The following is a 24,668-nucleotide window of genomic DNA, read 5'->3' on the forward strand; positions in this document are numbered from 1 at the left end:
AAGTCGGCCCGCCCGGAGCTGGGCGCCGCCAAGATCATCGTCTCGGGCGGCCGTGGCCTGGGCAGCGGCGATGCCTACCGCGCCACCCTCGAACCGCTGGCCGACAAGCTCGGCGCCGCGATGGGCGCCAGCCGCGCCGCGGTCGATGCCGGCTACGTGCCCAACGACTACCAGGTCGGCCAGACCGGCAAGATCGTCGCCCCGCAGCTGTACGTGGCGGTGGGCATCTCCGGCGCCATCCAGCACCTGGCGGGCATGAAGGATTCCAAGGTGATCGTCGCGATCAACAAAGACCCCGAAGCCCCGATCTTCCAGGTGGCCGACTACGGCCTCGTGGCCGACCTGTTCGAAGCCGTGCCGCAGCTGGTCGCGGCGCTGTGAGGGGCGGAGGCGTCATGGACGAAGTCATCGTCGAACGCCCGGCCGAGCACGTGGCCGTGGTGCGCATCAACCGGCCGGAAGCGCGGAATGCCCTCAATCAGGCGGTGCGCGCCGGGCTGGCCGAGCAGTTTGCGGCGCTGGGTGCCGATCCGGATGTGCGCGCCATCGTGCTCACCGGCGGCGACCGCATCTTCGCCGCCGGGGCCGATCTGCGTGATCTGGCGGACCGCGGCGCCATCGAGATCATGCTGCGCCAGACCCACCGCCTGTGGCAGGCCATCGCCGCGTGCCCGACGCCGGTGATCGCCGCGGTGAATGGCCTCGCCTGGGGCGGCGGCTGCGAGCTGGCGATGCACGCCGACATCATTGTCGCGGGCGAGGGCGCTTCCTTCTGCCAGCCGGAGGTGAAGGTGGGCGTGATGCCCGGCGCCGGCGGCACCCAGCGGCTCACCCGCGCGGTGGGCAAGTTCAAGGCCATGAAGCTGGCCCTCACCGGCCTGCCGGTGTCGGCCCGCGAGGCCGATGCGATGGGGCTGGTGAGCGAGGTGGTGCCCGACGCCGAGGTGCAGGCCCGGGCGCTGGAACTGGCCACGCTCATCGCCAGCCGCCCGCCGCTGGCGGTGGCGCAAATCAAGGAGGTGCTGATCGCCGGCGAGGATGCCTCGCTGGAGACCGGCCTGATGCTGGAGCGCAAGGCCTTCCAGCTGTTGTTTGCGAGCCGCGACCAGAAGGAGGGCATGCACGCCTTCCTCGAAAAGCGCGCGCCGCAGTTCGTGGGGGCGTGACGCGATGTTCGATCCAGACAGCCAACAACTGGCGATCGGTGTCGTCGGCGCCGGCCTGATGGGCCGCGGCATCGCCCAGATCGCCGCCCAGGCGGGCATCGACGTGCAGCTCTTCGACACCCGCGCGGGCGCCGCCGACGAAGCCGTGGCGGCCATCACCGCCACCTTCGACACCCTGCGCGCCAAGGGCCGGCTCGACGCGGCCGCCCGTGACGGGGCGGTCGCGCACCTGCACGCGGCCACCGCGCTCGCCGATCTGGCGGGCGCTGCGCTGGTGATCGAGGCCATCGTCGAGCGCCTGGACGCCAAGCGCGCCCTGTTCCGCGACCTGGAAGGCGTTGTGACGGACGACTGCGTGCTCGCCACCAACACCTCGTCCCTGTCGGTCACCGCCATCGCCAGCGCCTGCCGCCTGCCGGGGCGGGTAGGCGGCTTTCACTTCTTTAGCCCGGTTCCGCTGATGAAGGTGGTCGAGGTGATCGACAGCGCCGTGGGCGATACCCGGGTGGGCGACGCGCTGACGGGCCTCGCCCGGCGCCTCGGCCACCGGCCGGTGCGGGCCAGCGACACGCCGGGCTTCGTGGTCAATCACGCCGGGCGCGGGTTGCTCACCGAAGGGCTGCGGGTGCTCGGCGAAGGCATCGCCCAGCCCGCCGACGTGGATCGCATCCTGCGCGGCGCCGGCTTCCGGATGGGGCCCTTCGAGTTGATGGACATGATCGGCCTGGATGTGTCGCACCCGGTGATGGAGTCGATCCACGACCAGTATTACCAGGAGCCGCGCTACCGCCCGTCGCCGATCACCCGTCAGCGCCTGGCCGGCGGGCTGCTCGGGCGCAAGAGCGGGCGGGGCTTCTACACCTACACCGACGGCAAGGCAGATATGCCACCCGCCGCACCGCTGCCGGCGCTGACGTCGACTCCGCTGTGGGTGGATGGCGCCGACCCGGCCCGGCGTTCTGCGCTGCTGGCGCGCCTGGCGCCGGGCGTCGTGCTCGACGAGGGTGCGCAGCCTGGGCCGGAATCCGCCTGCGTGGTCTTTCCGGTGGGCGGCGACGCTACCGGCGCCGCGCTGGACGCCGGGCTCGACCCGTATCGCACCCTGGCGGTCGATCCGCTCTTCATGGAGGGCCACCTCACGCTGATGACCACGCCGGTCACCGCGCCGGGCTTTCGCGACGCGGTGTGGGCGGCGCTGGGCCACGGCGGCGCGGCGGTCAGCGTGATCCACGACAGCGCCGGCTTCGTCGCCCAGCGGGTGGTGGCGATGGTCGTCAACATCGGCTGCGACATCGCCCAGCAGCGCATCGCCACGCCGGCCGACATCGACGCCGCGGTGACGCTGGGCCTCGGCTACCCGCTCGGCCCGCTGGCCCTGGGCGACCGGCTGGGCGCCGCCACGGTGCTGGCGATCCTCGACGGCCTCCACGCCTTCTACCGCGATCCGCGCTACCGCCCGAGCCCGTGGCTGGTCCGCCGCGCGCGCCTGGGCGTCTCGCTGCTCACCCCCGAATCCTGATTTCACCCGACAAGGACATTTCATGCTCGACGCCTATCTCTACGCCGGCCTGCGCTCGCCCATCGGCCGCCACGCCGGCAGCCTCGCCGCCGTCCGCCCGGACGACCTCGCCGCCACCGTGATCCGCGAAGTGGTGGCCCGCAGCGGTTTTGCCCCGGACGCCATCGAGGACGTGGTGCTCGGCTGTACCTGCCAGGCCGGCGAGGACAGCCGCAACGTGGGTCGCCATGCCGCGCTGCTCGCCGGGCTACCGCCCTCGGTGCCGGGCCAGACGGTCAATCGCCTGTGCGGCAGCGGCCTGGCCGCGGTGCTCGATGTGGCCCGCGCCGTGAGCTGCGGCGAGGGCGACCTGTACGTGGCGGGCGGCGTGGAGAGCATGAGCCGCGCACCCTTTGCGGTGGCCAAGTCCGAATCACCGTTCAGCCGGGATTTCCGGGTCTTCGACACGACCATCGGCGCGCGCTTTCCCAATCCGCGCCTGATCGCGCGCTACGACAACCACGCGATGCCCGAGACCGCCGACAACGTGGCGGCCGAGTTCGGCATCAGCCGCGAGGCGTCCGACCGCTTTGCCGCGGCGTCCCAGACCCGTTACGCGGCGGCGCTGGAAGCCGGCTTCTATGCCGGCGAGATCGTGCCCATCGAGGTGCCCACCGGCCGCAAGAGCCCGCCGCGAGTGGTGAGCGCCGACGAACACCCGCGCCCGTCGAGCGACTTTGCGGCGCTGTTGGCGCTGCGCCCGCTGGCCGAAGGCGGCGTGGTGACGGCCGGCAACGCCTCCGGCATCAACGACGGCGCCGCCGCGCTGCTGATCGGCTCGGCTGCAGTTGGCGACAAGGCCGGCGTAAAGCCCCAGGCGCGCATCCTCGCCGGCGCGGTGAGCGGCGTCGAGCCGCGCATCATGGGCGTCGGCCCGGCTTACGCGATCCCCAAGGCGCTGGCGCGGGCCGGGCTGACGCTGGCCGACATGGACGTCATCGAGATCAACGAGGCCTTCGCGCCCCAGGTGCTCGGCTGCCTCAAGTTGTTGGGGCTGGCCGAGGACGATCCGCGGATCAATCCCAACGGCGGCGCCATCGCCATCGGCCATCCGCTCGGTGCGTCCGGGGCGCGGCTGGTGCTCACCGCCGCGCGGGAGCTCGAACGGCGTGGCGGCCGCTACGCGGTGGTGAGCCTGTGCATCGGCGTGGGGCAGGGGATCGCGGTGGTGCTGGAGCGGATAAGGGGCTGAAATCGCCTGCACGGCACTGGAGCCTGGACGAACTGGACGCAGCCCGTGTCCCGGCTGGCGCGTCGTTCGGTTTCTTCCTGCCGGTGGCGCAGGCGGATTAGGCGCCGCGCAGCCACTTGCGGCTGCTCTGGGCTTCGACGAGGTCGCCGGCGGTGGTGAGGCCCTGGGCGCCGGCCCGGGCCAGGACGACTTGATGGAGCTGGGCGACGGCGAACGCTTCGAGCAGCGCGCTGCGTTCGAGGCGCTGGATGCCGAAGGCGGCGAGCCAGGCGTCCATGCGCGCCTGGCCGTCGATACGCTCGGGGTAGAGGCTGGGGAGCAGCACCAGCAGGTCGAGCCATTCGAGCACGGGGGCGCTGCCCAGGTGCTGTTCGAAGGCGCGTTCGAGGCTGCCCTGGTTGAACTGGGCGTTGAAGACCACCACCGGCGCCCGCGCGATGAAGCGCAGCAGCCCGATCAGTGCGTCGGCCGGGGCGCTGCCGAGGCGGGCCTGGAAGGCGTCGTCGGGGTGCAGCAGACCCTGGGTGATGGCGACGGCGCCCACCGCGAGCAGGCCGCGGGCGCCGCCCTCGGCGCCGCCCTCGGGGCCGACTTCGGCATTGACGACGACGTAGCGGGTTTCGTAGTGGACCCGGTTGAGGTCGGGCGCGGGCAAGGCGGCGATGGTTTCGAGGGTGCCTTGCTGGACCGGGCTGAGGCTGGGGCCGCCGCCGGGCAGGAATCGGGAGAGCCAGTTCATGGTGGTCAGATCTGGTAGTCGAGCTTGAGCCGGAGTTGGATCTTGCGGGCCTGGCGGAAGGCTTCCTTGAGGATGCGGCGGTCGAGTTCGTTGAGGTCGTCGGGCTTGACGCGGTTGTCGCCGGGTGCGCCGTGGTCGGTGTCGAGGTGCTGGTGACGCAGGCGCAGGAGCTGGATGAAGTGGAAGCCGTCGGCCATCGCGGCGAGTTCCTCGGCGGGCATGCCGATGCGCGTGCCGGCCTGGCGCAGGCGCTGGGCGGTGCTGGTGGCATCGACGCCGGTGCGCAGCGCGAGCACGCGGGCGGCGTCGACGAACAGACGGGCGCCGAACTTTTTAAGGTCGATGGTGCCGGGGTGCCTGGGGTCGTCGTCGGTGACGAAGTCGCGGATCTTGCCCAGCGGGGGCGACACGTCCAGCGCGTTGGTGGCCATGGCCTTCAGGAAGGCGGGGTTGCCGCCGGTCATCGAGAGCAGCCAGTGACGCAGCTTGTGGGCGAGCTTTTCCTCGCCGTAGAGCACCCGGAAGTCGAAGAAGATGGTGGCGTTGAGCAGCGCCTCGGGGTGGGGTTCGCGGATCCACTGGCCGAACTTCTCGCGCCATTCTTCGAAGGTGAGGCACAGCTCGGGGTTGCTGGCCATGATGTTGCCTTCGCAGAGCGGGAAGCCGCAGGCGGCGAGGTCGTTGTTCACGTCCTTGGCGAAGGCCAGCAGGCGCAGCTTGAGCGGTTCCTTGTCGGCCCACTCGGGCAGGGTGAAGAGGATTCCGTTGTCCTGGTCGGTGGACAGGGTCTGCTCGTGGCGGCCTTCGGAGCCGAAGGCCAGCCAGGCGTATTCGACGCCTTCGAGATCGTGGCGGTCGAGGTTGAGTTCGAGGATGCGGCGGGTGAGGGCGTCGTTGAGGGCCGAGATGAACTGGGTGAGTTGTTCGGCGCCGATGCCCTGGGCCAGCAGGTTGAGGGCGAGCTGGCGGATGTCGCGGCTGGCCCGCTGCAGGGCCTGCACGTCGGCGGCGCTCTCGATGCCGGCGCGGATCTGGCGCAGGCCGATGCGTTGCAGGGCGAAGAGATCGCGCTCGGAGATCACGCCCTTGAGGGTGTCCTCGTTGTCGACCACCAGAATGTGGCGTACGCCGTGGGTGGCCATTTCGAGGGCGGCGTCGTAGGCGCTGGCGCTGGCGGTGAGGGTGTGGGGCGGGGTCGTCATCACGTCGGCGATGGGCCGGGCGAGGTCGAAGCCGGGCAACACGATGCGCTTGAGGATGTCGCTCTGGGTGAGCACGCCGACGGGCTTGTCGTCGTCGCCGGCCACGGCGAGGCAGCCCACGCCGGCCTCGGCCATCTTCTCGAGGGCGCTGCGGGTGGCCACGTCGGGCCGCACGAAGACCGGCGCCTTCTTGACGAGGTTGGCGAGCGAGGTGGTCATCGTCTGCTGCTCGGCGGCGCGCTGCGAGAAGTGGGCCTGGAGCTGCTCGCGCGACTGGCTCATCAGGCTGGCGATGTAGCGGGTGCAGAAGATCTGGAAGGTGGGCGAGAGCTCCTGCAGGCGCAGGAAGTCGGCCGCCGGGAGCTGGAAGCAGTAGCTGTCCTCGACGGCGACGTAGGCGTTGGTGGAGGGCCGGCCGGCGGAGATGGCGCCGATCGGAAAGCCCTCGCCGGGGCCGAGGGTCAGGGTGGCGTATTCGGTGACGGCGACGGCGCCGACCTGGCGGGCTTGCACCTTGCCGCGATAGACGATGTAGAAAAAACGTGGCGGGCCGTCCTCGGGCATCAGGATTTCGGCTTCGGCCGGGTAATAGGCCGTGGCGAGCCGCTCGCCGAGAAAACGCAGCGCGTCCGTCTCCATCCGGTCGAAGGGTGCGTGCTGGCGCAGGAACTCGAGGGTGGTTCGGATCAGGGTGTCGGCGGCGGTGTTTTCCATAAACTCTGACGCTACAGGGATAAAGCCTGTAAATGTACGCCGGCCCTGCCCGGCCGTCATGATCTGGCGCAAAAAATCAGGGATATGGCGGCGCAGCAAAGGCGGGCGGCGTGACATCCGCCGCGGTTAGAATCGGCGGATCGTCACTTTTACGGGATTTGCCATGAGCGCCACCCTTCTGCCCGCCGTCGAACTCAGCAGCGGCCCGACCCCGACCCACGCGGTGATCTGGCTGCACGGCCTGGGCGCCGATGGCCACGATTTCGAGCCGGTCGTGGACGAGTTCGATCTGGATCGCCTGCCGCCGACGCGCTTCGTGTTTCCCCACGCGCCGGAGCGCGCGGTGACGATCAACGGGGGTTACGTGATGCGCGCCTGGTACGACATCCTGTCGCAGGATTTCAGCGGCCGCCGCGAGGATGCGGCGGGCGTGATCGAGTCGGCGGCGCAGGTCGAGGCGCTGATCGCCCGCGAGAACGCCCGCGGGATTCCCGACCAGCGCATCGTGCTGGCGGGTTTTTCGCAGGGCGGGGCGATCGCGCTGCACACCGCGCTGCGCCACGGCAGTCGGCTGGCCGGGGTGCTGGCGCTGTCCACCTACCTGCCGCTGGCCGACACCCTGGCGGCCGAGGCGAGCGCGGCGAACCGCGACGTGCCGATCTTCATGGCCCACGGCACCCACGACCCGGTGATTCCGCACGATTTCAGCCGCCGTTCGGCGGAGCAGCTGACCGAGGCGGGCTATCCGCTCGCCTGGAAGAGCTACCGCATGGAGCACAGCCTGTGCCTCGAAGAGGTGCGCGACATCGAGAACTGGCTGGCCGCCGTGCTGACGGCTTGAGGGCGCGTCGGGATGCTCAGGCCGGCCGGCGCTTGAGCAGGTTGTTGCCGATGAAGCTCAGCACCGTCTCGCCGCGCTGGTTCACCGCGCTGTAGCGCAGGCGGGCGATGCCCCGGTCTGGCTTGGAGTTCGACGGGCGCACGTCGAGCACTTCGACGACGCTGTGCACGGTGTCGCCCGGACGCACCGGCGCCAGCCAGCGCAGCTCGTCGAGGCCCGGCGAGCCGATGCTCGATTCGGCGAACACGCCGCTCTGGATGAACAGCCGGAAGCACACCGCGATGGAGTGAAAGCCGCTGGCGATCAGCCCGCCGTAGGGCGAGTCGGCCGCGGCGTTGGCGTCCAGGTGGAAGGACTGGGGATCGAACTGGAAGGCGAAGTCGATGATCGCGGCTTCGGTGAAGGTGAATCCGCCGCTCACGAAGCGGTCGCCGGGCTTGAGGTCGTCGAGGTAGCGGGTATCCATCGGTGGGTCTCCTGGGGTTGGAGTTCGAGGGGCGATGGTAGCGCGCCGGCCGTCACGGTGCCGGCATCGCGAGGGCGCTGTCGCAGGTGGACAGCCAGGCCCGCGCGGCGTGGGACATGTAGCGGCCGGGTTGCCAGATCAGCGCCACGTGCCAGTCGAGCTGCGGCTCGGCGAGGGGGCGCACGGCCAGGTCGCCGGGCAGCTTGAGGCGGGCCAGCAGCGGCGCCGGGATCAGCGTGGTGCCGAGCCCGGTGGCGGCCAGCGCGACGAGGAAATCCCACTGCCCGCTCTGGGCGGCGACACGGGCCTCGAAGCCGGCCGCGCGGGTGGCCTCGCGGATCCGCCGGGTCAGCGAGAAATCGTCGCCCAGCAGCAGCAGCGCTTCGTCGCGCAGCGAGGCCACCGACACCGCGCCGGAGCGTGCCCAGCCGGCGCGGGCGCTGCCGACGACGCACAGCGGGTAGCGCCCGAAGCTGCGCGCGGCGAGCCCCAGCGCCGGGTCGGCGGGGAGCAGGGTGGCGCCGACTTCCAGTTCGCCGGCGGCCACCTGCTGCTCGATGACCTGCCCGCCGTCCTCGCGCAGGGTCAGGCTCACCGACGGGTAGCGGGCGCGAAAGGTCGTCACCACCGGCGGAAACAGCAGATTGACCATCGGCGGGATGCCCACCGTGAGCTCGCCGCGCACCAGATCGCGCAGGTCGCCCACCTCGCGGGTGAGGCGGGTCATGGTGCCGAGGGCTTCCTGACCGCGTTCGAGGACGATCCGCCCCACGTCGGTGACGCGCAGCTGGCGGCCGTCGCGGATCAGCAGCGGCTGGCCGATCTCGTCCTCGAGCTGGCGGATCATCTTGCTCACCGTCGATTGGGTGACGTTGAGCCGCTCGGCGGCGAGGGTGAAGCTGTTCTGGCGGACGGTCTCGACGAAGTAGCGGAGGGCGCGCAGGTCCATTTGTTCAATGAAAAAAACGACTGGATGTAAGTAGTTTAAGTCATAACACGACTTGTGCCGCGCTTCTATACTCCGCCGCGCGAACCCGTCCGCCGAGGCGGGCCCCCGAAAATCGAGGATCGGAGAAAACAGCAATGCCCATGGATCGTATTCGTCTTGCCCGCCTGCGTGATCGCATCATGTCGCCGGAGGCCGCCGCCGCCCTGTTCAAGGATGGCATGACCGTCGGGATGAGCGGCTTCACCCGTGCGGGCGACTGCAAGGCCGTGCCCTTCGCGCTGGCCGAGCGGGCCGCGAACGAACCGCTGCAGATCACGCTGATGACCGGCGCGTCCCTGGGCAACGACATCGACAAGGTGCTGACCGACGCCAACGTGATCAGCCGCCGCATCCCCTTCCAGTCCGACCCGACCCTGCGCCGCAAGATCAATGCCGGCGAGGTGATGTTCATCGACCAGCACTTGTCCGAGACCGTCGAGCAACTGCGCTCCGGCCAGATCGCGCCGGTGGACATCGCGGTGGTCGAGGCGACCGCCATCACCGAGAACGGCGGCATCGTGCCGACCACTTCGGTGGGCAACTCGGCGAGCTTCGCGGTGCTGGCAAAGAAGATCATCGTCGAGATCAACCTGACGATGCCCCACGGCCTCGAAGGGCTGCACGACATCTACATCCCCACCTACCGCCCGCATCGCCTGCCGATTCCGCTGATCGCGCCGGAGCAGCGCATCGGCCTGCCGTTCATTCCGGTGGACCCGGAGAAGATCGTCGCCATCGTCATCACCGAAAAGGCCGACAGCCCCTCCAACGTGCTGCCGCCGGACGCCGAGACCAACGCCATCGCCGGCCACCTGAACGCCTTCCTGGGCCGCGAAGTGAAGGCCGGCCGCCTGTCGCCGTCGCTGCAGCCGCTGCAGGCCGGCATCGGCACCATCGCCAACGCGGTGCTCCACGGCATGCTCGATTCGCCTTTCCGCGATCTGAAGATGTACTCGGAGGTGCTGCAGGATTCCACCGTCGAACTGCTCGACGACGGCCGCCTCTCCTTTGCGTCGGCTTCGTCGATCACCCTGTCGAAGCATAGCTACGAGCGCGTGCTGGGCAACATCGAGCACTACAAGTCGCGCCTGGTCCTGCGCCCGCAGGAGATCAGCAACCATCCGGAGGTGATCCGCCGGCTCGGCCTCATCACCATCAACACCGCGCTGGAATGCGACATCTACGGCAACGTGAACTCCACCCACGTGGGCGGCACCCACATGATGAACGGCATCGGCGGCTCCGGCGACTTCGCCCGCAACGCCCACCTGTCGGTGTTCGTCACCAAGTCGATCGCCAAGGGCGGCGCGATCTCCAGCATCGTGCCGATGGTGACCCACGTGGATCACACCGAGCACGACACCGACATCATCGTCACCGAGCACGGCCTGGCCGACCTGCGTGGCCTCGCGCCCCGCGAGCGCGCCCGCCAGATCATCTACAACTGCACCGACCCGCTCTACCGCGACCTGCTGTGGGACTACTTCCTGCGCGCCTGCCGCCACGGCGGCCAGACCCCGCAGCTGCTGCAGGAAGCCTTCGCCTGGCATCTGCGTTACGCCCAGAGCGGGTCGATGCTGGCCGACAGCCGCGAGACTGCGGCCGCCTGATTCACCCTAAACCGGAGCGCGGGCAGGCCGCGCTCCCGGCTTCTTCGGTTGTCGAAAGCGCCCTTCGATCCGGAGTCCGGCTGTAACGCCTGCGTATCTCCCCCAAGACCACCCGCGTTCCGCTCTCCCTCCCGGCGGAGCGCGGTGCTGGTTTCCGCTGCCGCTTGTGCGGCACCCCGGATTTGATCCCACCCGCTGCGGCGCAGGCTTGTGCTGCGGTCGCGCGCCTGTTTGCGCTGCGCGACGGGCCCGGCGCTCGGTGCGCCAAGCCGGGCGCCTTGGCCGCAAGGCGCCGGGCTGCGAGCGCAAGGCCTCGAGCCTCGCGTCCCAAAACTAAAAGCCTTGCGGGCAAGGCTTGTCGCCATGCCGGCAAGGCTTTGTTGCTTGCGCCCAAGGCTGAATGCCTCGAGCGCGATACCCTGTGCTTGGCCGGCGGTTCAGCCGACGATCCGCACCTCGGCCGGACCGGCGTGCACCCGGCCGATCACCGCCGCGTCGCCGAAGCCGCCGGCGCGGAAGGTTTCCAGCACCGCGTCGGCGCTCGTCGCATCGCAGGCCACCAGCAGGCCGCCGCTGGTCTGGGCGTCGGCCAGCACGCTGCGCTGCCAGCTCTCCACGCCTTCCCCGAAGCGCACCGCCTCGCCGCAACTGGCCAGATTGCGGGCAATGGCGCCGGGGCCGATGCCCTGTTTCGCAAAGGGCACGGCGGCCGGCATCATCGGCACGTCGGCAACCTGCACGGTGGCGGCGAGGCCCGCGCCGCGACATACCTCGAGCAGGTGGCCGAGCAGGCCGAAGCCGGTCACGTCGGTGAGCGCATGAACGCCCGCCAGCTTGGCGAGCGCGGGGCCGACGGTGTTGAGGCGGGTGGTGGTGGCGATCATCTGGGCGTAGCCGTCGGCATCCAGCACGCCTTTCTTCATGGCCGAACCGAGGATGCCGACGCCCAGCGGCTTGCCGAGGATCAGCACGTCGCCTTCGCGGGCGTCGGCGTTGCGCTTGATGATGTCCGGGTGGGCGATGCCCAGCGCCACGAGGCCGTAGATCGGCTCCGGCGAATCGATGCTGTGGCCACCCGCCACCGGAATGCCGGCCGTGGCGCAGACACTGGCACCGCCTTCGAGGATGCGCCCGATGGCCGACAGCGGCAGCTTGCCCACCGGCATGCCGACGATGGCCAGCGCCATGATCGGGGTGCCGCCCATGGCGTAGACGTCGGACAGCGCGTTGGTGGCGGCGATGCGGCCGAAATCGAACGGGTCGTCGACGATGGGCATGAAGAAGTCGGTGGTGGCGATCAGCGCCTGCTCGTCGTTGAGGCGCCAGACCGCGGCGTCGTCGGCGGTCTCGGTGCCCACCATCAGGTTGGCGAAGGGCTGGGCGGCCGGCATGTGCGCCAGCATTTCGGAGAGCACGGCGGGGGCGATTTTGCAGCCGCATCCGCCGCCGTGAGACAATTCGGTGAGTCGCAGGGGGGCTTCGGTCATCTCTTTTTTCCGTTCATTCAAACAGTTGGGCTTCTCGTGTCTTCCCAGTCCGCTCATTTTTCCGCCAGCCTGGATCGGCTGGACGAGTTCGATGCGATCATCGACGTGCGTTCGCCGGCTGAGTTTGCCGAGGATCATATCCCCGGCGCGATCAACTGTCCGGTGCTCGACGACGCCGAGCGCGCCCAGGTGGGCACGCTGTACAAGCAGGTGTCGCCGTTCGAGGCGCGCAAGCTGGGCGCGGCGCTGGTGTCGCGGAACATCGCCCGCCACATCGAAACGCATTTTCTCAGCAAGCCGAAAAACTGGAAACCGCTGATCTACTGCTGGCGTGGCGGCCAGCGCAGCGGTTCGATGACGCTGGTGCTCGGGCAGATCGGCTGGGGGGCGCGGCGCCTCGAGGGCGGTTACAAGGCGTTCCGGCAGCGGGTCATCGAGGCGCTGGACACCCTGCCGGTGGGGCGGGATTTCCGCATCCTGTGCGGGCCGACGGGGAGCGCCAAGACGGCGTTGCTCGACGCGCTGGCGGCGGCGGGCGAGCAGGTGCTCGACCTGGAGGGCCTGGCCCGGCATCGCGGTTCGGTGCTCGGCGGTGAGCTCCATGCCGAGCAGCCCGGCCAGAAGACCTTCGAGACGCAGTTGTGGTCGGCGCTGCGTGGCTTCGATCCGGCGCGGCCGGTGTGGGCCGAATCCGAGAGCCGCCGGGTGGGCCGGCTGCACGTGCCCGCGGTGCTTTTCGAGCATCTGCGCGACGGCGCCTGCGTGCGCGTGCAGGCGCCGCTGGCGGCGCGGGTCGAGCACTTGCTGGAGCGCTATGCCGACCTGATCGCCGATCCGCAGGATTTCATCCGCAAGCTCGAGCGCCTGACGCCCCAGCACGGCCATGCGCAGGTCGAGGCATGGCAGGCGATGGTGACGGCCGGCGCGTGGGCCGAGCTGGCCGAGGCGCTGGTGGTGCGCCATTACGATCCGGCCTACCGCCGCGGTGGCGAGGGCTTGTATCGCAATCTGGCGGCGGGGCGCGATCTGCCGCTGGCGCGCCTCGATGCGGCCAGCCTCGCGGCGGCGGCGCGGCAACTGGCGGGGTCCTGAGCGCCTGCCCGCTCAGGGCGCGCGGGTGATCTCGGCGAGGGTGGCTTCGAGTCGGGTGCGCAGCTCGGCGGCCAGGGCGAAGGCCTCTGGCCGGGCGTCGCGGGCGGCGTGCTCGGTGAGGCGGGCCTGCTCGGCCAGGGCGGCGGCCATGACGTTGCCGGCGGAGCCCTTGATGGCGTGGGCGACGGGGGCGAGCTGGGCGGGCTCGCCGCTGGCGATGGCGTCCTGCAGGCGTTCGAGGGTGCGCGCGCTGGCGGTGGCGAACACGCCAAGCAGCTTGGCGATGAATTCCGGACGGTTGGCGTAGCGGGCCGCGAGGGCGGCGCGGTCGATCTGCGGCGGCGGCCCGGCCTCCGGCGTGGGGGGGGCGACGTGGCCGTGGCGGGGCGCGCGGGCGTGGCGGAGTACGGCTTCGACCAGGGTGTCCAGGTCGAGCGGCTTGGCCACGTGGGCAACCATGCCGGCGTCGGCGCACTTGGCCTTTTCTTCGGCGAGGGCATGGGCGGTCTGGCCGACGACGGGCAGGTCCGGGTCGAGCTGATGGATCCGTCGAGTGGCTTCGTAGCCATCCATTTCGGGCATCTGGATGTCCATCAGCACGATTTGATAGGCGTCGGGGCCGTCGGCGGCGATCCGTTCGACCGCGGCCCGGCCGTTTTCCACCATCACGAGCCGGGCGCCCTCGGAGACCAGCATGTCCTCGAGGACCATCTGGTTGACTTCGTTGTCCTCGGCGGCGAGCACGTGGAGGCCGGCGAGGCGTTCGGTGGCGGTGGCGACCTTGAGGGCGGGCAGGTGCATGGGCAGCAGGGTTCCGGGAATGTAGGGGATGCGCACCTCGAAGCGGCTGCCCTGGCCGGGCTGGCTGTGGGCGTCGATGCGGCCGCCGAAGAGATCGACGATGCGCCGGGTGATGGCGAGACCGAGCCCGGTGCCGCCGAAGCGGCGCGTGGTGGAGGTGTCGGCCTGCTCGAAGGCGCGGAAGAGCTGTTCGAGCTGGGCTTCGGCGATGCCGATGCCGGTGTCGCTGACCCGCAGCAGCAGGGTGTCGTCCTGGCGTTCGGCGTGCAGGGTGACTTCGCCGTGCTCGGTGAATTTGACGGCGTTGGAGAGCAGGTTGGTGAGGATCTGGCCCAGCCGCAGCGGGTCGGTGGTGCAGCTGGCGGGCAGGCTGGGGGTGATGTGCACCGTCAGGCGCAGGCCCTTGCTCTGGGCGCGCTCGTCGAAGCTGGCGGCGGTGGCCCGCAGCAGGGCGGGCAGATCGATGGCGACGGCTTCGAGGTGGAGCTTGCCGGCCTCGATCTTGGAGAAGTCGAGGATGTCGTTGACCACGCCCAGGAGCAGCTTGCCCGAGTCGAGGATGTGGGAGAGCACGTCGCGGGTGGCGGGTTCGCGGCTATCGCGGTAGCCGATGCGGGCGAAGCCGAGGATGCCGTTGAGCGGGGTGCGGATCTCGTGGCTCATGTTGGCGAGGAATTCGCTCTTGACCTGGGCCAGCCGCTCGGCGGCGAGGCGGGCCTGTTCGCGGGCTTCCTCGAGCGCGCGGCGTTCGGTCACGTCCATGAAGCTGACCACCGCGCCGACGATGTGCCCGTCGCGGATCATCGGGTGGGTGGAGTAGATCACCGGCACGGCGTGCCCGTCGCGGTGCCAGTAGACCTCGTCGGTGATCGTGACGGTCTCGCCGCGGCGCAGGGTGAGGTTGGTGGGGCAGTCGGCGACGGGATAGGGGCGTCCGTCGGCGTGGCGGTGATGCACCAGGGCGTGGATGTGCTGGCCGATGACGCTCTCGGCGTCGAGCCCGAGCATGCGGCAGGCGGCGGGGTTGATGAAGGTGACCCGGCCGTGGGTGTCCACGCCGTAGACGCCGTCGGCGGTGGATTCGAGGATCAGGCGGATGTTGGCTTCGGAACTGGAGAGCTGCGCGGTGCGCTCGGCGACCAGGCGTTCGAGGTTCTGCTGGTGCTGGTGCAGCTCGGTCTCGAGGGCCTTGAGTTCGCTGATGTCGCGGCACACGCCGAAGACCCGGTCGACCTTGCCGTGCTCGTCGAACACCGCGCTGGCCCAGTCGGCGACCCAGATGTAGTGCCCCCGGGCGTGCCGCAGGCGGTATTCGATGGCGTAGTCGGGCGCGGCGGGGCTGATGCCGCGCAGGGCGGCGAAGAAACCCGCGGTGTCGTCGGGGTGGATCAGGGCGAAATAGTGCTGGCCGGTGCCTTCGCTGGGCAGCCCCCAGGCGGCCGTGATGTCGCCGCTGCGGTGCACCCGGTCGGTGGCGGCGACATATTCGTAGGCGTCCATGTCGGCGGCGTGGATCGCGAGGCGCATCCGCTTTTCGCTGGCTTCGAGGGCGGCGGCGGCGCGGATGCTGGCAATGCCGATGGCGGCGGTGTGGGTGGCGACATCCACCAGCCGTTCGGCGGCGCGGGTGTCGATGGCCGGTTGCGGGCTGAAGATCGCGAAGGTGCCGAGCAGGTGCCCGCCGGCGTCGAGGATCGGGGACGACCAGCAGGCGTGCAGGCCGGCGTCCTGGGCCGCCGCGTGGAGCGGCGTCCAGCGCGGGTCGCGCTGGATGTCGTCGACCAGGACCGCGTCGTGCAGGAAGGCGGCATTGGCGGCGGCGTTGCGGTCGGCGCCGATGAAAAGGCCGTCCACGGCGCGGTGGAAGGATTCGGGCAGGTTCGGCGCGGCGCCGGGACGCAGGGTGCCGCTGGCCGCGTCGAACAGGAGGATCGCGCAGCGCAGCCCGGCGGATTCGGCTTCGAGGCCGCGCACGAGCTGGTCGAGGATGCGCGGCAGCGGCGTGCTGTTGGCGATCAGTTCGAGGGCGCGGTTCTGCACGGCCTGCAGGCCGATGGCGCGCTTGTGGGATTCGATGTCGTGGGCGACGCAGAGGTAGCCCGCGGAGCGCGGCCCGCCGGCGGTGATCGGGGTGATGATCTGCGCGACCTGAACGAGGCTGCCGTCCTTGCGTCGGTAGGTCCAGTCGCGCTGCTCGGCGCCGGCCTGGTCGGGCACGACGGTGAGGGCCCGGAAGTGGCCGCCGGTCTCGCCGATGGCCAGTTCGCGGCGGCGCAGGTCGAGTTCGCGCTGCAGGTGGAAGTCGTCGAGCCGGGCCTTGCCGATGACTTCGGCGGCGGTGTGACCCAGCAGGTTCTCGGCGCCGCGGTTGAACAGGGTGATCTTGCCGCTGCCGTCGGTGGCGATGATCGAGACGCCGGAGGCGGCATCCATCACGTCTTGGAGCAGGCGGTTGCTGCGCGCCATGCGCCGGTAGGCGGTGAGCACCGCAAGCAGCGACAGGGCGACCAGCGTGGCGGCGGCGGCACGCCACAGCCAGGCGTGCAGGATGTCGGCCCGCGAGATGCCGACCACCACGTAGAGCGGGAAATGTTCGAGCCGCTGGTAGCTGGCGATCCGGACGATGCCGTCGAACTGCCCGGCGTTGACCAGGGTGCCCGACGATTCGCCGCGCCCGATGTGCTGCTGGACGGGGTGGTTGGGTTCGGAGCGATTGATGCTGCCGGCGACATAGGGCTGGCGGGTGACGAGGGTGCCGTCGAGCCGGCGGATGGCGGCTGCGCCGTCGCTGCCCAGTTGCGCGTCGCTGAGCAGGCGTTCGAAGTAGCTCAGGTCGAGCGGGGTGCTGACTACGCCGAGAAAGCGCCCCTGGGGATCGACGATGGCGCGCAGCAGGATCACGGCGTTGCGGTCGGTGGTGCGGGAGACGACCACTTCGGAGAGGATCAGGCCGTTGCCGGGGTGCTCGCGTGCCTGCTGGAAGTGCCTGCGGTCGGCCACGTTGATCTGGCGCGGCATCTCGTCGGTGGACAGGATCAGCTCGCCGGCGGCGTCGAACACCCGGATGCTGCTGACCTGCGGCACCCGGGCCAGATAATGGCGCAGACGCTGGGCCTCGTCGCGCCAGGTGCTGCGCAGGGCGCCGGGGTTTTCCATGCGCGGGGCGAGGATCGAGGCGGTCTCGGCCAGCAGCATGTCGGCCGTGGTGAGGGTGGTGTCGAGGGCGAAGGCGTTGACCCGGGCGATGCCGCCGGCGGTGGCTTCGGCCTTCTTGAGGGCGTCGTGGTAGTTGGCCCACGACAGGTAGGCGAGCGCGAAGGCGGTGGTGAGCAGGGCGACGACGAGTCCCCAGTGCGCCATCGACACGGGGCGTCGGTCAATCTGTTTCGAATCTACCACCATGCGCTCTCCTCCGGCCGGGCCCGCCGGCTGGCTGCCTCCATGTCAGGGTTGCGGGTCGGGGAGCCCCGACCCGCTTCCGTTAAGGGCTTACGGCACCGGAATGAAAGTCTTTATGGCGTTTGCGCGGTCGTGGAATGCCGATCGCCTACAACACCTCGGCGGCGTGGTCGGCGAGGCGTGAGCGTTCGCCCCGCTGCAGGGTGATGTGGCCGGAGTGCGGCCAGCCCTTGAAGCGGTCCACCACGTAGGTGAGACCCGACGAGCCTTCGGTGAGGTAGGGCGTGTCGATCTGCGCGATGTTGCCCAGGCACACCACCTTGGTGCCGGGGCCGGCGCGGGTGATGAGGGTCTTCATCTGCTTGGGGGTGAGGTTCTGGGCCTCGTCGATGATGAGGAACTTGTTGATGAAGGTGCGCCCGCGCATGAAGTTGAGCGACTTGATCTTGATGCGGCTGCGGATCAGATCCCGCGTGGCGGCGCGGCCCCACTCGCCGCCTTCGCCGGTGGTGCCGTTGAGCACGTCGAGGTTGTCTTCGAGCGCGCCCATCCACGGAGCCATCTTCTCTTCCTCGGTGCCGGGCAGGAAGCCGATGTCCTCACCCACCGGCACGGTGACGCGGGTCATGATGATCTCGGAGTAGCGCTTGGTCTCGAGCACCTGGGTGAGGCTGGCGGCGAGGGTGAGCAGCGTCTTGCCGGTGCCGGCCTGGCCGAGCAGGGTGACGAAGTCGATATCCGGGTTCATCAGCAGGTTGAGGGCGAAGTTCTGCTCCCGGTTGCGCGCGGTAATGCCCCACACGTTGTTCTTCTGGTGGGAATAGTCGACCAGCGTCTCCAGCGTGAGGCTGCGGCCGTTGCGTTCCTTCACCCAGGCCTGCAGTGGCTGCTCGCCTTCCTGGAAGACGAACTCGTTCACCAGCAGGTCGGCGGTGTCGGGGCCCTTGAGCTTGTAGTAGGTGTGGCCGTCCTGCTTCCAGGATTCCATGTCCTTGCCGTTGGCGTCCCAGAAGGCGGTGTCGATTTCCTTGGTGCCGGTGTAGAGGAGGTCGGTGTCCTCGAGGACCTTGTCATTGAAGTAATCCTGCGCGGCGAGGCCCAGCGCGCGGGCCTTGATGCGCATGTTGATGTCCTTGGTGACGAGGATCACCGGACGCTTGCGGTCGTACTTCTCGAACAGGTGCATCACCACCGCGAGGATCTGGTTGTCGCCCTTGGCGGTGGGCAGCGCGGCGGGGAGCTTGACGTCGATGGCCTCGGTCTGCAGGAACAGCCGGCCGCTGGCCAGGTCGGCCGACGGGCCGGCGAGCCCGATGCCGTCCTCGATGCCTTCGGGGCAGCTATTGACGATCTCGTCCAGTGAGCGGCTCGCCTGGCGGGCGTTGCGGGCGACTTCCGACATGCCCTTTTTGTTGGAGTCGAGTTCCTCGAGGGTCATCATCGGCACGAAGATGTCGTGCTCCTCGAATCGGAACAGACTGGTGGGGTCGTGCATCAGCACGTTGGTGTCGAGGACGAACAGCTTGGTGGCGGGGAGCTTGGACTTCGCGGAGCGTCGGGTGGCCATGATGTCGTTGTTCTCGGCGGTCGTGGGAGGGGCTTACAGCGTCTTGACGTAATCCAGCACTTCCTGGGCGTGGCCCGGCACCTTCACGCCGCGCCATTCGCGACGCAGGATGCCTGCCGCGTCGATGACGAAGGTGCTGCGTTCGATGCCGCGCACCTGCTTGCCGTACATGTTTTTGAGCTTCATCACGCCGAATAGGTTGCAGGCGGTCTCGTCGGGGTCGGAGACGAGGTCGAAGGGCAGCGCCTGCTTGGCGCGGAAGTTGTCGTGGGATTTGAGGCCGTCGCGCGAGATGCCCAGCACGACGGCACCGGCGGCGCGGAATTCGTCGTGCAGGTCGCGGAAGTTCTGGCTCTCGGTGGTGCAGCCGGGGGTGCTGTCCTTGGGATAGAAGTACAGCACCACCTTCTGGCCCTTGAGGGCGGACAGGCTGAGGGTCTGGTTGCCGGTGGCGGGAAGGGTGAAGTCGGGCGCGGCCTGATCGAGCATGGTGTCTCCGGAAACGATGGGGTGTTCCGGCTCCAGCCTAATCGCAAGCGGGCGGGCTGACAATCTTCGATGCGTTACGAACGCCCGTCAGGCGGGGTCGAACAGCAGGGCCGCGGCCACGTTGCGGTGCTCGGCCACCAGGATGTTGTAGGTGCGGCAGGCGGAGCCCAGATCCATCGCCTCGATGCCGATGCCTGCCGCGATCAGCGGGCGCAGCAGGCGCGGGTGCGGGAAGCGCTGGCGCAGGCCGGTGCCGAGGATGACGATCTCGCAGCCGAGGTCGGCGAGGCGCGCGAAGGCGGCTTCGTCGAGGGCGGCGAAGTCGCCCGCGTGCCAGTCGGTCTCGATGCGCTGCGGCGTGACGATGACGCTGCTTTCGTATCGGTTGGGGCCGATCATCACGTGGCGGGCGTCGTAGCGGGCGATGGTGTTGTACTGGTCGCTCTTGTCGAGATGGAGTTTCATGGCGGCTTGTCGAGGGTGGGCGGGCGCTGATTTGCCCGGTCAGGGTGGCTTGGGTAACATTATAGCTTTGCGTCGTGGCCGCGCTGGCTGCCGCCGACGCCCGCCGCCATGAGTCGCCACCCCAAGTCGCGCGCTGTCGCCCAGCCCGCGCCATCAAAGGAAACGGAAACCGCCGTGCAACCAATCCGCAAGTCCGACAAACTCGCCAACGTCTGCTACGACATCCGCGGCCCCGTGCTGCAGAAGGCGAAGAAGATGGAGGACGAGGGTCACAAGATCATCAAGCTGAACATCGGCAACCTGGCCTCGTTCGGCTTCGATTCCCCCGAGGAAATCCAGCTCGACATGATCCGCAACCTGCCCAACGCGGCCGGTTACTCGGATTCGAAGGGGATCTTCGCGGCCCGCAAGGCGATCATGCACTACACCCAGCAGAAGCAGATCAAGGGTGTGACGCTGGAAGACATCTACGTCGGCAACGGCGTTTCCGAACTCATCGTGATGTCGATGAACGCGCTGCTCAACAGCGGCGACGAAGTGCTGGTGCCGGCGCCCGACTACCCGCTGTGGACCGCCGCGGTCAGCCTGTCCGGCGGTACGCCGGTGCATTACGTCTGCGACGAGGCCAACGAGTGGCTGCCCGACCTGGACGACATCCGCGCCAAAATCACCCCGCACACCCGCGCCATCGTCCTGATCAACCCGAACAACCCGACCGGCGCCGTCTACCCCGACGAAACCCTCAAGGCGATCGTTGCCATCGCCCGCGAGCACGGCCTCATCATCTACGCCGACGAGGTCTACGACAAGGTGCTGTACGACGGCATCCATCACACCTCGATCGCCTCGCTGTCCGAGGACGTGCTGACCGTCACCTTCAACGGCCTGTCCAAGAACTACCGCTCCTGCGGCTACCGCGCCGGCTGGATGGTGGTGTCCGGCGACAAGCGTCCGGCCACCGACTACATCGAAGGCCTCAACATGCTGGCCTCGATGCGCCTGTGCGCCAACGTGCCCGGCCAGTACGCGATCCAGACCGCGCTGGGCGGCTATCAGAGCATCGACGACCTGGTCGCCCCCGGCGGGCGGATGCGTCGCCAGCGCGACCTGGCCTACGAGCTCATCACCGCGATCCCCGGCGTCTCCTGCGTCAAGCCCAAGGCCACGCTGTACATGTTCCCGCGGCTCGACCCGAAGATGTACCCGATCCAGGACGACCAGCAGTTCATCGCCGAGCTGCTCGAAGCCGAGCGCGTGCTGCTGGTGCAGGGCACCGGCTTCAACTGGCCGGCCCCGGATCACTTCCGGCTGGTGTTCCTGCCCCACGAGGACGACCTGCGCGACGCCATCGGCCGCATCGCCCGCTTCCTCGACGGTTACCGCAAGCGTCATGGGCTGTAAGGAGTCGGAGTGAGGTGTGAGGAGCACGTTCCTCCCTCACTCCGCCTCCGCCTCCGCCGCCCTTACTCCTAACCCCTTACTCCTCACACCTACCTGCACAATGAAACCCATCAATGTTGGCCTCCTGGGCATCGGCACCGTCGGCGGTGGCACCTTCACCGTCCTCACGCGCAACGAAGAAGAAATCACCCGCCGCGCCGGCCGGCCGATCCGCATCACCACGGTGGCCGACAAGAACCTGGAGCTGGCGAAGAAGGTTGCCGGTGACGGCGTCAAGCTGACCGCCGATGCCTTCGCGGTCGTCGCCGATCCCGAGATCGACATCGTCGTCGAACTCATCGGCGGCTACGGCGTGGCCAAGGAGCTCGTGCTCAAGGCCATCGAGAACGGCAAGCACGTGGTCACCGCCAACAAGGCGCTGCTCGCCGTGCATGGCAACGAGATCTTCGCCGCCGCCCAGAAGAAGGGCGTGATGGTCGCGTTCGAAGCCGCCGTGGCCGGTGGCATCCCCATCATCAAGGCGCTGCGCGAAGGCCTGTCGGCCAACCGCATCCAGTGGCTGGCCGGCATCATCAACGGCACCACCAACTTCATCCTGTCCGAGATGCGCGACAAGGGCCTGCCGTTCGCCGACGTGCTGGCCGAGGCCCAGCGCCTGGGTTACGCCGAAGCCGATCCGACCTTCGACATCGAGGGCATCGACGCGGCCCACAAGGCCACCCTGATGGCCTCCATCGCCTTCGGTGTGCCGGTGCAGTTCGACAAGGCCTACGTCGAGGGCATCAGCAAGCTCGACGGCGTGGACATCAAGTACGCCGAGCAGCTCGGCTACCGCATCAAGCTGCTGGGCATCGCCCGCCGCCGCGAGCAGGGCATCGAGCTGCGCGTGCACCCCACGCTGATCCCCGAAAAGCGCCTGATCGCCAACGTCGAAGGCGCGATGAACGCCGTGCTGGTGCAGGGCGACGCCGTCGGCGCCACGCTGTACTACGGCAAGGGCGCCGGCGCCGAGCCGACCGCCTCCGCGGTGATCGCCGACCTGGTCGACGTCACCCGCCTGCACACCGCCGACCCCGAGCACCGCGTGCCGCACCTGGCCTTCCAGCCCGACCAGATCTCCGAACTGCCGGTGCTGCCGATCGACGAGGTCGAGACCAGCTACTACCTGCGCCTGCGCGTGCTCGACAAGCCGGGCGTGCTGGCCGACATCACCCGCATCCTGGCCGACCAGTCGATCTCCATCGACGCCATGCTGCAGCGTGAGCCGGAAGAGGGCGAATCCCAGACCGACATCATCATCCTGACCCACCTGACCATCGAGAAGAACATGGTCGCGGCGATCGCCAAGATCGAGGGCCTGGATTCGGTGACCGGCAAGGTGACCCGCCTGCGCCTGGAAAACCTGTAATCCCCGGATTGCATGGTTTGACGAAAGCCGCCTGCGGGCGGCTTTTTTCATGGGCGCGTGGTGGGTGCCAACCCGATCCAGATCAAGGAATTCGGCAGCCCGTGGCGGCACACTGACGATACCCGACAAATTCAGTCGGATTTAAATCACTTGCCAGGAGTCGTCATGCAAACCATCCACGTCTGCAACCACACCACCGCCGAAGCCCTGTATCCGTTCGACGCCCGCGGCATTGCCAAGCGCTTCCGCCACGCGGCGATCTTCGGGGCGCTCGACGCGCTGATGCCCGGCGAGACGATGCGTTTCTGCAACGACCACGACCCGATCCCGCTGCTCGGCCAGCTCCAGCAGCGCTACGGCGAGAAGGTGACGATCACCTATCAACAGCGTGAGCCGGGCGCCATCGTGATCGATTTCGCCAAGGTGGCCTGAGCGGCGATTGTTGCAATGAAGGGAGCAATCGATTCCGGATTGTTCCCTTTTTTGCGCGAATCGTGCGCGACGGGGCGTTCACGCCGCGTCGCCACGCACGTAATCGAGGGCTTCGTGCTGGAACAGCACGGCGGTCATCGTGGTCGGGGTGACGAGTCCGGCAAGACGTCCGCCGTCGTCCACCACCGGCACGCAGGGCTGATGGCCGGGGCCCAGCACATCCGCCGCCAGCGCGATGCCGTCGGTGGTGCGCAGACAGCGCAGGCCGTCCTTTGGGGCCAGCATCAGCTGGCCGACCACCTCGGGCTTGCTGGTGTGGGTGCCCGGGGTTGGGCGCAGCAGGCGGCGCACGCTGTCGCCGATGCGCGGGCCGTCGTCGGGCGTCACGTGGCGCAGGAAGTCCTCGAGTCCGACGAGGCCGATCACCCGCTGGCCACGATCCACCACCGGCAGGTGACGCAGGTTGTGGCGCTGCATCAGACGCCAGGCCTCGTTGAGCCCGGTGGCGAAATCGACGCGCAGCGGGGCCGCTTCCATCACGTCGCCGCAGGTCAGCAGCACGTGGCGATGGAAGGCGTGGCGCGCGGCGCGCTGGAACACCTCGGCCAGATCGTCCTCGCTCACGTCCAGGTAGGCGTCGATCTCGGCCAGCGCGGCGGCCAGGTCCGGATGCTGGATGCCGGCGGCGCTGCGCGGCGGACGCTTGGGCGCCGTGGGCGCCGGCGAGCACAGCGGGTAGTGGCGGCCGGGAATCAGATTATTGACGGCGGTGGCGGCCATCAGCATCGCCAGGGCGTTGCAGGCGGCGCCTCCGAGGCTGCTCGCCGCGTCGAGGCCCTGGGCGGCGGCGCTCGCCATCACGATCGCCATCGCGCCGCCGGGCGGATGCAGGCAGCGCAGCCAGGCCATCAGCCACACCGACACGGTGACCGCCACGCCCACCGCCAGCCAGCCGGCCGGCAGCCAGCTGCCGCAGGCGAAGCCGGTGAGCGCCGGCAACATCAGCCCGCCGAACACCGACCAGGGCTGGGCCAGCGGGCTATGGGGCAGTACGAAGAGGATCACCGAGGTGGCGCCCAGCGGCGCCAGCAGACGCCGGATCTCGGGCGCCACCGGCAGCACGAACAGCACGCCCTCGAAGATCATCACCCCGAGCAGCGCGGCCAGGGTGCTGCGGCGGCGTTCGGCTGGGGAGAGCGGTGCGGCGTCGGCGAACAGGTAGCGGCGGGCGAAGCGGGTGAGGGCGCGGTGCATGGGGACGGGAGCGGGAATCGTTGGGCCGGTGGGCGACAAGTCTGATAGTTTTCGCCTCGGCCCGCCTTGACGTGGGTTTGGTGTGTCCGGCGTGCCCCGTGGCAGGGTAGCGGGGACGCATGGGCGACAACGGGACGGGAGGAAAGGCAGTGCTGATTTACCTGGGATGTGGCGCGGTGGCGGCCTTCGCGCTGGCGATCGGGCTGGCGCTGACGGGCGCCGCGCCGGCCGCGGTGGCGCATGCCGCCTTCGCGCTCGGGGCGATGCCGCTGATCTTCGCGGCGATGGGGCACTTCGTGCCGGTGCTCACCCGCAGTGGCGGCGCCGAGCCGACGATCCACCGTCTGCCGCTGGCGGCCCAGCTGGCCGGTGCGGCGGCGGTCGGCGTGCTGGCGGG

Annotated in this window: 21 protein-coding genes; 11 read left to right on the forward strand and 10 right to left on the reverse strand. The window is 69.2% G+C overall.

The annotated features are described in order from the left end of the window. From ACE3P2_RS15290 to ACE3P2_RS15305, 4 genes are all read left to right on the forward strand, one after another. On the forward strand, positions 1-381 hold a 381-nt coding region (locus ACE3P2_RS15290), incomplete at its 5' end, for an electron transfer flavoprotein subunit alpha/FixB family protein (RefSeq protein ID WP_374265976.1). A gap of 14 nt (positions 382-395) precedes the next feature. After that, positions 396-1,166 (forward strand): enoyl-CoA hydratase, encoded by a 771-nt coding sequence (locus tag ACE3P2_RS15295; RefSeq protein ID WP_374265978.1) that lies wholly within the window; start codon positions 396-398, stop codon positions 1,164-1,166. A 4-nt stretch (positions 1,167-1,170) separates the two neighbouring features. Further along, positions 1,171-2,685, forward strand: a complete 1,515-nt coding sequence (locus tag ACE3P2_RS15300; RefSeq protein ID WP_374265980.1) for a 3-hydroxyacyl-CoA dehydrogenase — start codon at positions 1,171-1,173, stop codon at positions 2,683-2,685. Positions 2,686-2,707: 22 nt separating this feature from the next. Then, complete coding sequence (locus ACE3P2_RS15305) at positions 2,708-3,916, forward strand: 3-oxoadipyl-CoA thiolase (RefSeq protein WP_374265982.1); 1,209 nt, start codon at positions 2,708-2,710, stop codon at positions 3,914-3,916. A 97-nt stretch (positions 3,917-4,013) separates the two neighbouring features. Here the strand turns inward: ACE3P2_RS15305 and ACE3P2_RS15310 are convergent, their stop codons facing one another. Together ACE3P2_RS15310 and ACE3P2_RS15315 are read right to left on the reverse strand one after the other, a co-directional pair. After that, positions 4,014-4,655, reverse strand: a complete 642-nt coding sequence (locus tag ACE3P2_RS15310; protein WP_374265984.1) for a 3'-5' exonuclease — start codon at positions 4,653-4,655, stop codon at positions 4,014-4,016. Between the two features lie 5 nt (positions 4,656-4,660). Beyond that, entirely contained in the window at positions 4,661-6,571 is a 1,911-nt protein-coding gene (locus ACE3P2_RS15315) for a DUF294 nucleotidyltransferase-like domain-containing protein (protein WP_374265986.1), read from the reverse strand. A 163-nt stretch (positions 6,572-6,734) separates the two neighbouring features. On the opposite strand from ACE3P2_RS15315, the gene ACE3P2_RS15320 reads away from it, so the two are divergent. After that, positions 6,735-7,412, forward strand: a complete 678-nt coding sequence (locus tag ACE3P2_RS15320) for an alpha/beta hydrolase (RefSeq protein ID WP_374265988.1) — start codon at positions 6,735-6,737, stop codon at positions 7,410-7,412. 16 nt (positions 7,413-7,428) lie between these two features. On the opposite strand, the gene ACE3P2_RS15325 is transcribed toward ACE3P2_RS15320, so the two are convergent. Both ACE3P2_RS15325 and ACE3P2_RS15330 read right to left on the reverse strand, forming a co-directional pair. Further along, positions 7,429-7,878 (reverse strand): MaoC family dehydratase, encoded by a 450-nt coding sequence (locus ACE3P2_RS15325; protein WP_374265989.1) that lies wholly within the window; start codon positions 7,876-7,878, stop codon positions 7,429-7,431. Between the two features lie 52 nt (positions 7,879-7,930). Beyond that, positions 7,931-8,827 carry a LysR substrate-binding domain-containing protein gene (locus ACE3P2_RS15330; protein WP_374265991.1) on the reverse strand — a complete coding sequence of 299 codons (897 nt, stop codon included), beginning with the start codon at positions 8,825-8,827 and terminating at the stop codon, positions 7,931-7,933. A 140-nt stretch (positions 8,828-8,967) separates the two neighbouring features. Between ACE3P2_RS15330 and ACE3P2_RS15335 the strand changes: the two genes are divergently transcribed. Next, positions 8,968-10,476, forward strand: a complete 1,509-nt coding sequence (locus ACE3P2_RS15335; protein WP_374265993.1) for an acetyl-CoA hydrolase/transferase family protein — start codon at positions 8,968-8,970, stop codon at positions 10,474-10,476. A gap of 437 nt (positions 10,477-10,913) precedes the next feature. Here the strand turns inward: ACE3P2_RS15335 and selD are convergent, their stop codons facing one another. Continuing rightward, positions 10,914-11,963 carry a selenide, water dikinase SelD gene (gene selD / locus ACE3P2_RS15340; protein ID WP_374265995.1) on the reverse strand — a complete coding sequence of 350 codons (1,050 nt, stop codon included), beginning with the start codon at positions 11,961-11,963 and terminating at the stop codon, positions 10,914-10,916. A gap of 36 nt (positions 11,964-11,999) precedes the next feature. On the opposite strand from selD, the gene mnmH reads away from it, so the two are divergent. Continuing rightward, positions 12,000-13,055, forward strand: coding sequence for a tRNA 2-selenouridine(34) synthase MnmH (mnmH, locus tag ACE3P2_RS15345; protein ID WP_374265997.1), 1,056 nt, complete (start codon positions 12,000-12,002; stop codon positions 13,053-13,055). A 12-nt stretch (positions 13,056-13,067) separates the two neighbouring features. Here mnmH and ACE3P2_RS15350 read toward each other — a convergent pair whose 3' ends face one another. From ACE3P2_RS15350 to ACE3P2_RS15365, 4 genes are all read right to left on the reverse strand, one after another. Further along, positions 13,068-17,216, reverse strand: coding sequence for a PAS domain S-box protein (locus ACE3P2_RS15350; RefSeq protein ID WP_374265999.1), 4,149 nt, complete (start codon positions 17,214-17,216; stop codon positions 13,068-13,070). A 187-nt stretch (positions 17,217-17,403) separates the two neighbouring features. Continuing rightward, a complete protein-coding gene (locus ACE3P2_RS15355) occupies positions 17,404-18,822 on the reverse strand; it encodes a PhoH family protein (RefSeq protein ID WP_374266001.1) in 1,419 nt (472 codons plus the stop codon). A gap of 33 nt (positions 18,823-18,855) precedes the next feature. Then, on the reverse strand, positions 18,856-19,311 hold the full coding sequence (locus ACE3P2_RS15360; protein ID WP_374266003.1) for a peroxiredoxin: 456 nt from the start codon (positions 19,309-19,311) through the stop codon (positions 18,856-18,858). A gap of 87 nt (positions 19,312-19,398) precedes the next feature. Continuing rightward, positions 19,399-19,776 carry an Mth938-like domain-containing protein gene (locus ACE3P2_RS15365; RefSeq protein WP_374266005.1) on the reverse strand — a complete coding sequence of 126 codons (378 nt, stop codon included), beginning with the start codon at positions 19,774-19,776 and terminating at the stop codon, positions 19,399-19,401. Positions 19,777-19,884: 108 nt separating this feature from the next. Here ACE3P2_RS15365 and ACE3P2_RS15370 point away from each other — a divergent pair, with 108 nt between their 5' ends. From ACE3P2_RS15370 to ACE3P2_RS15380, 3 genes are all read left to right on the forward strand, one after another. After that, positions 19,885-21,177: a pyridoxal phosphate-dependent aminotransferase gene (locus ACE3P2_RS15370; protein ID WP_374266007.1), complete on the forward strand. Its 1,293-nt coding sequence runs from the start codon at positions 19,885-19,887 to the stop codon at positions 21,175-21,177. A gap of 100 nt (positions 21,178-21,277) precedes the next feature. Then, the gene (locus tag ACE3P2_RS15375; RefSeq protein WP_374266009.1) at positions 21,278-22,585 is read left to right on the forward strand and encodes a homoserine dehydrogenase; all 1,308 of its coding nucleotides are present in this window, start codon (positions 21,278-21,280) and stop codon (positions 22,583-22,585) included. Positions 22,586-22,750: 165 nt separating this feature from the next. Further along, positions 22,751-23,017 carry a DUF2249 domain-containing protein gene (locus ACE3P2_RS15380; protein WP_374266011.1) on the forward strand — a complete coding sequence of 89 codons (267 nt, stop codon included), beginning with the start codon at positions 22,751-22,753 and terminating at the stop codon, positions 23,015-23,017. A 78-nt stretch (positions 23,018-23,095) separates the two neighbouring features. Here the strand turns inward: ACE3P2_RS15380 and ACE3P2_RS15385 are convergent, their stop codons facing one another. Beyond that, on the reverse strand, positions 23,096-24,271 hold the full coding sequence (locus ACE3P2_RS15385; protein ID WP_374266013.1) for an HPP family protein: 1,176 nt from the start codon (positions 24,269-24,271) through the stop codon (positions 23,096-23,098). Positions 24,272-24,420: 149 nt separating this feature from the next. Here ACE3P2_RS15385 and ACE3P2_RS15390 point away from each other — a divergent pair. After that, positions 24,421-24,668 (forward strand): hypothetical protein (locus tag ACE3P2_RS15390; protein WP_374266015.1); only part of this gene is annotated, 248 nt, incomplete at its 3' end.

The sequence above is a fragment of the Zoogloea sp. genome (assembly GCF_041911615.1).
GTDB lineage: Bacteria > Pseudomonadota > Gammaproteobacteria > Burkholderiales > Rhodocyclaceae > Zoogloea.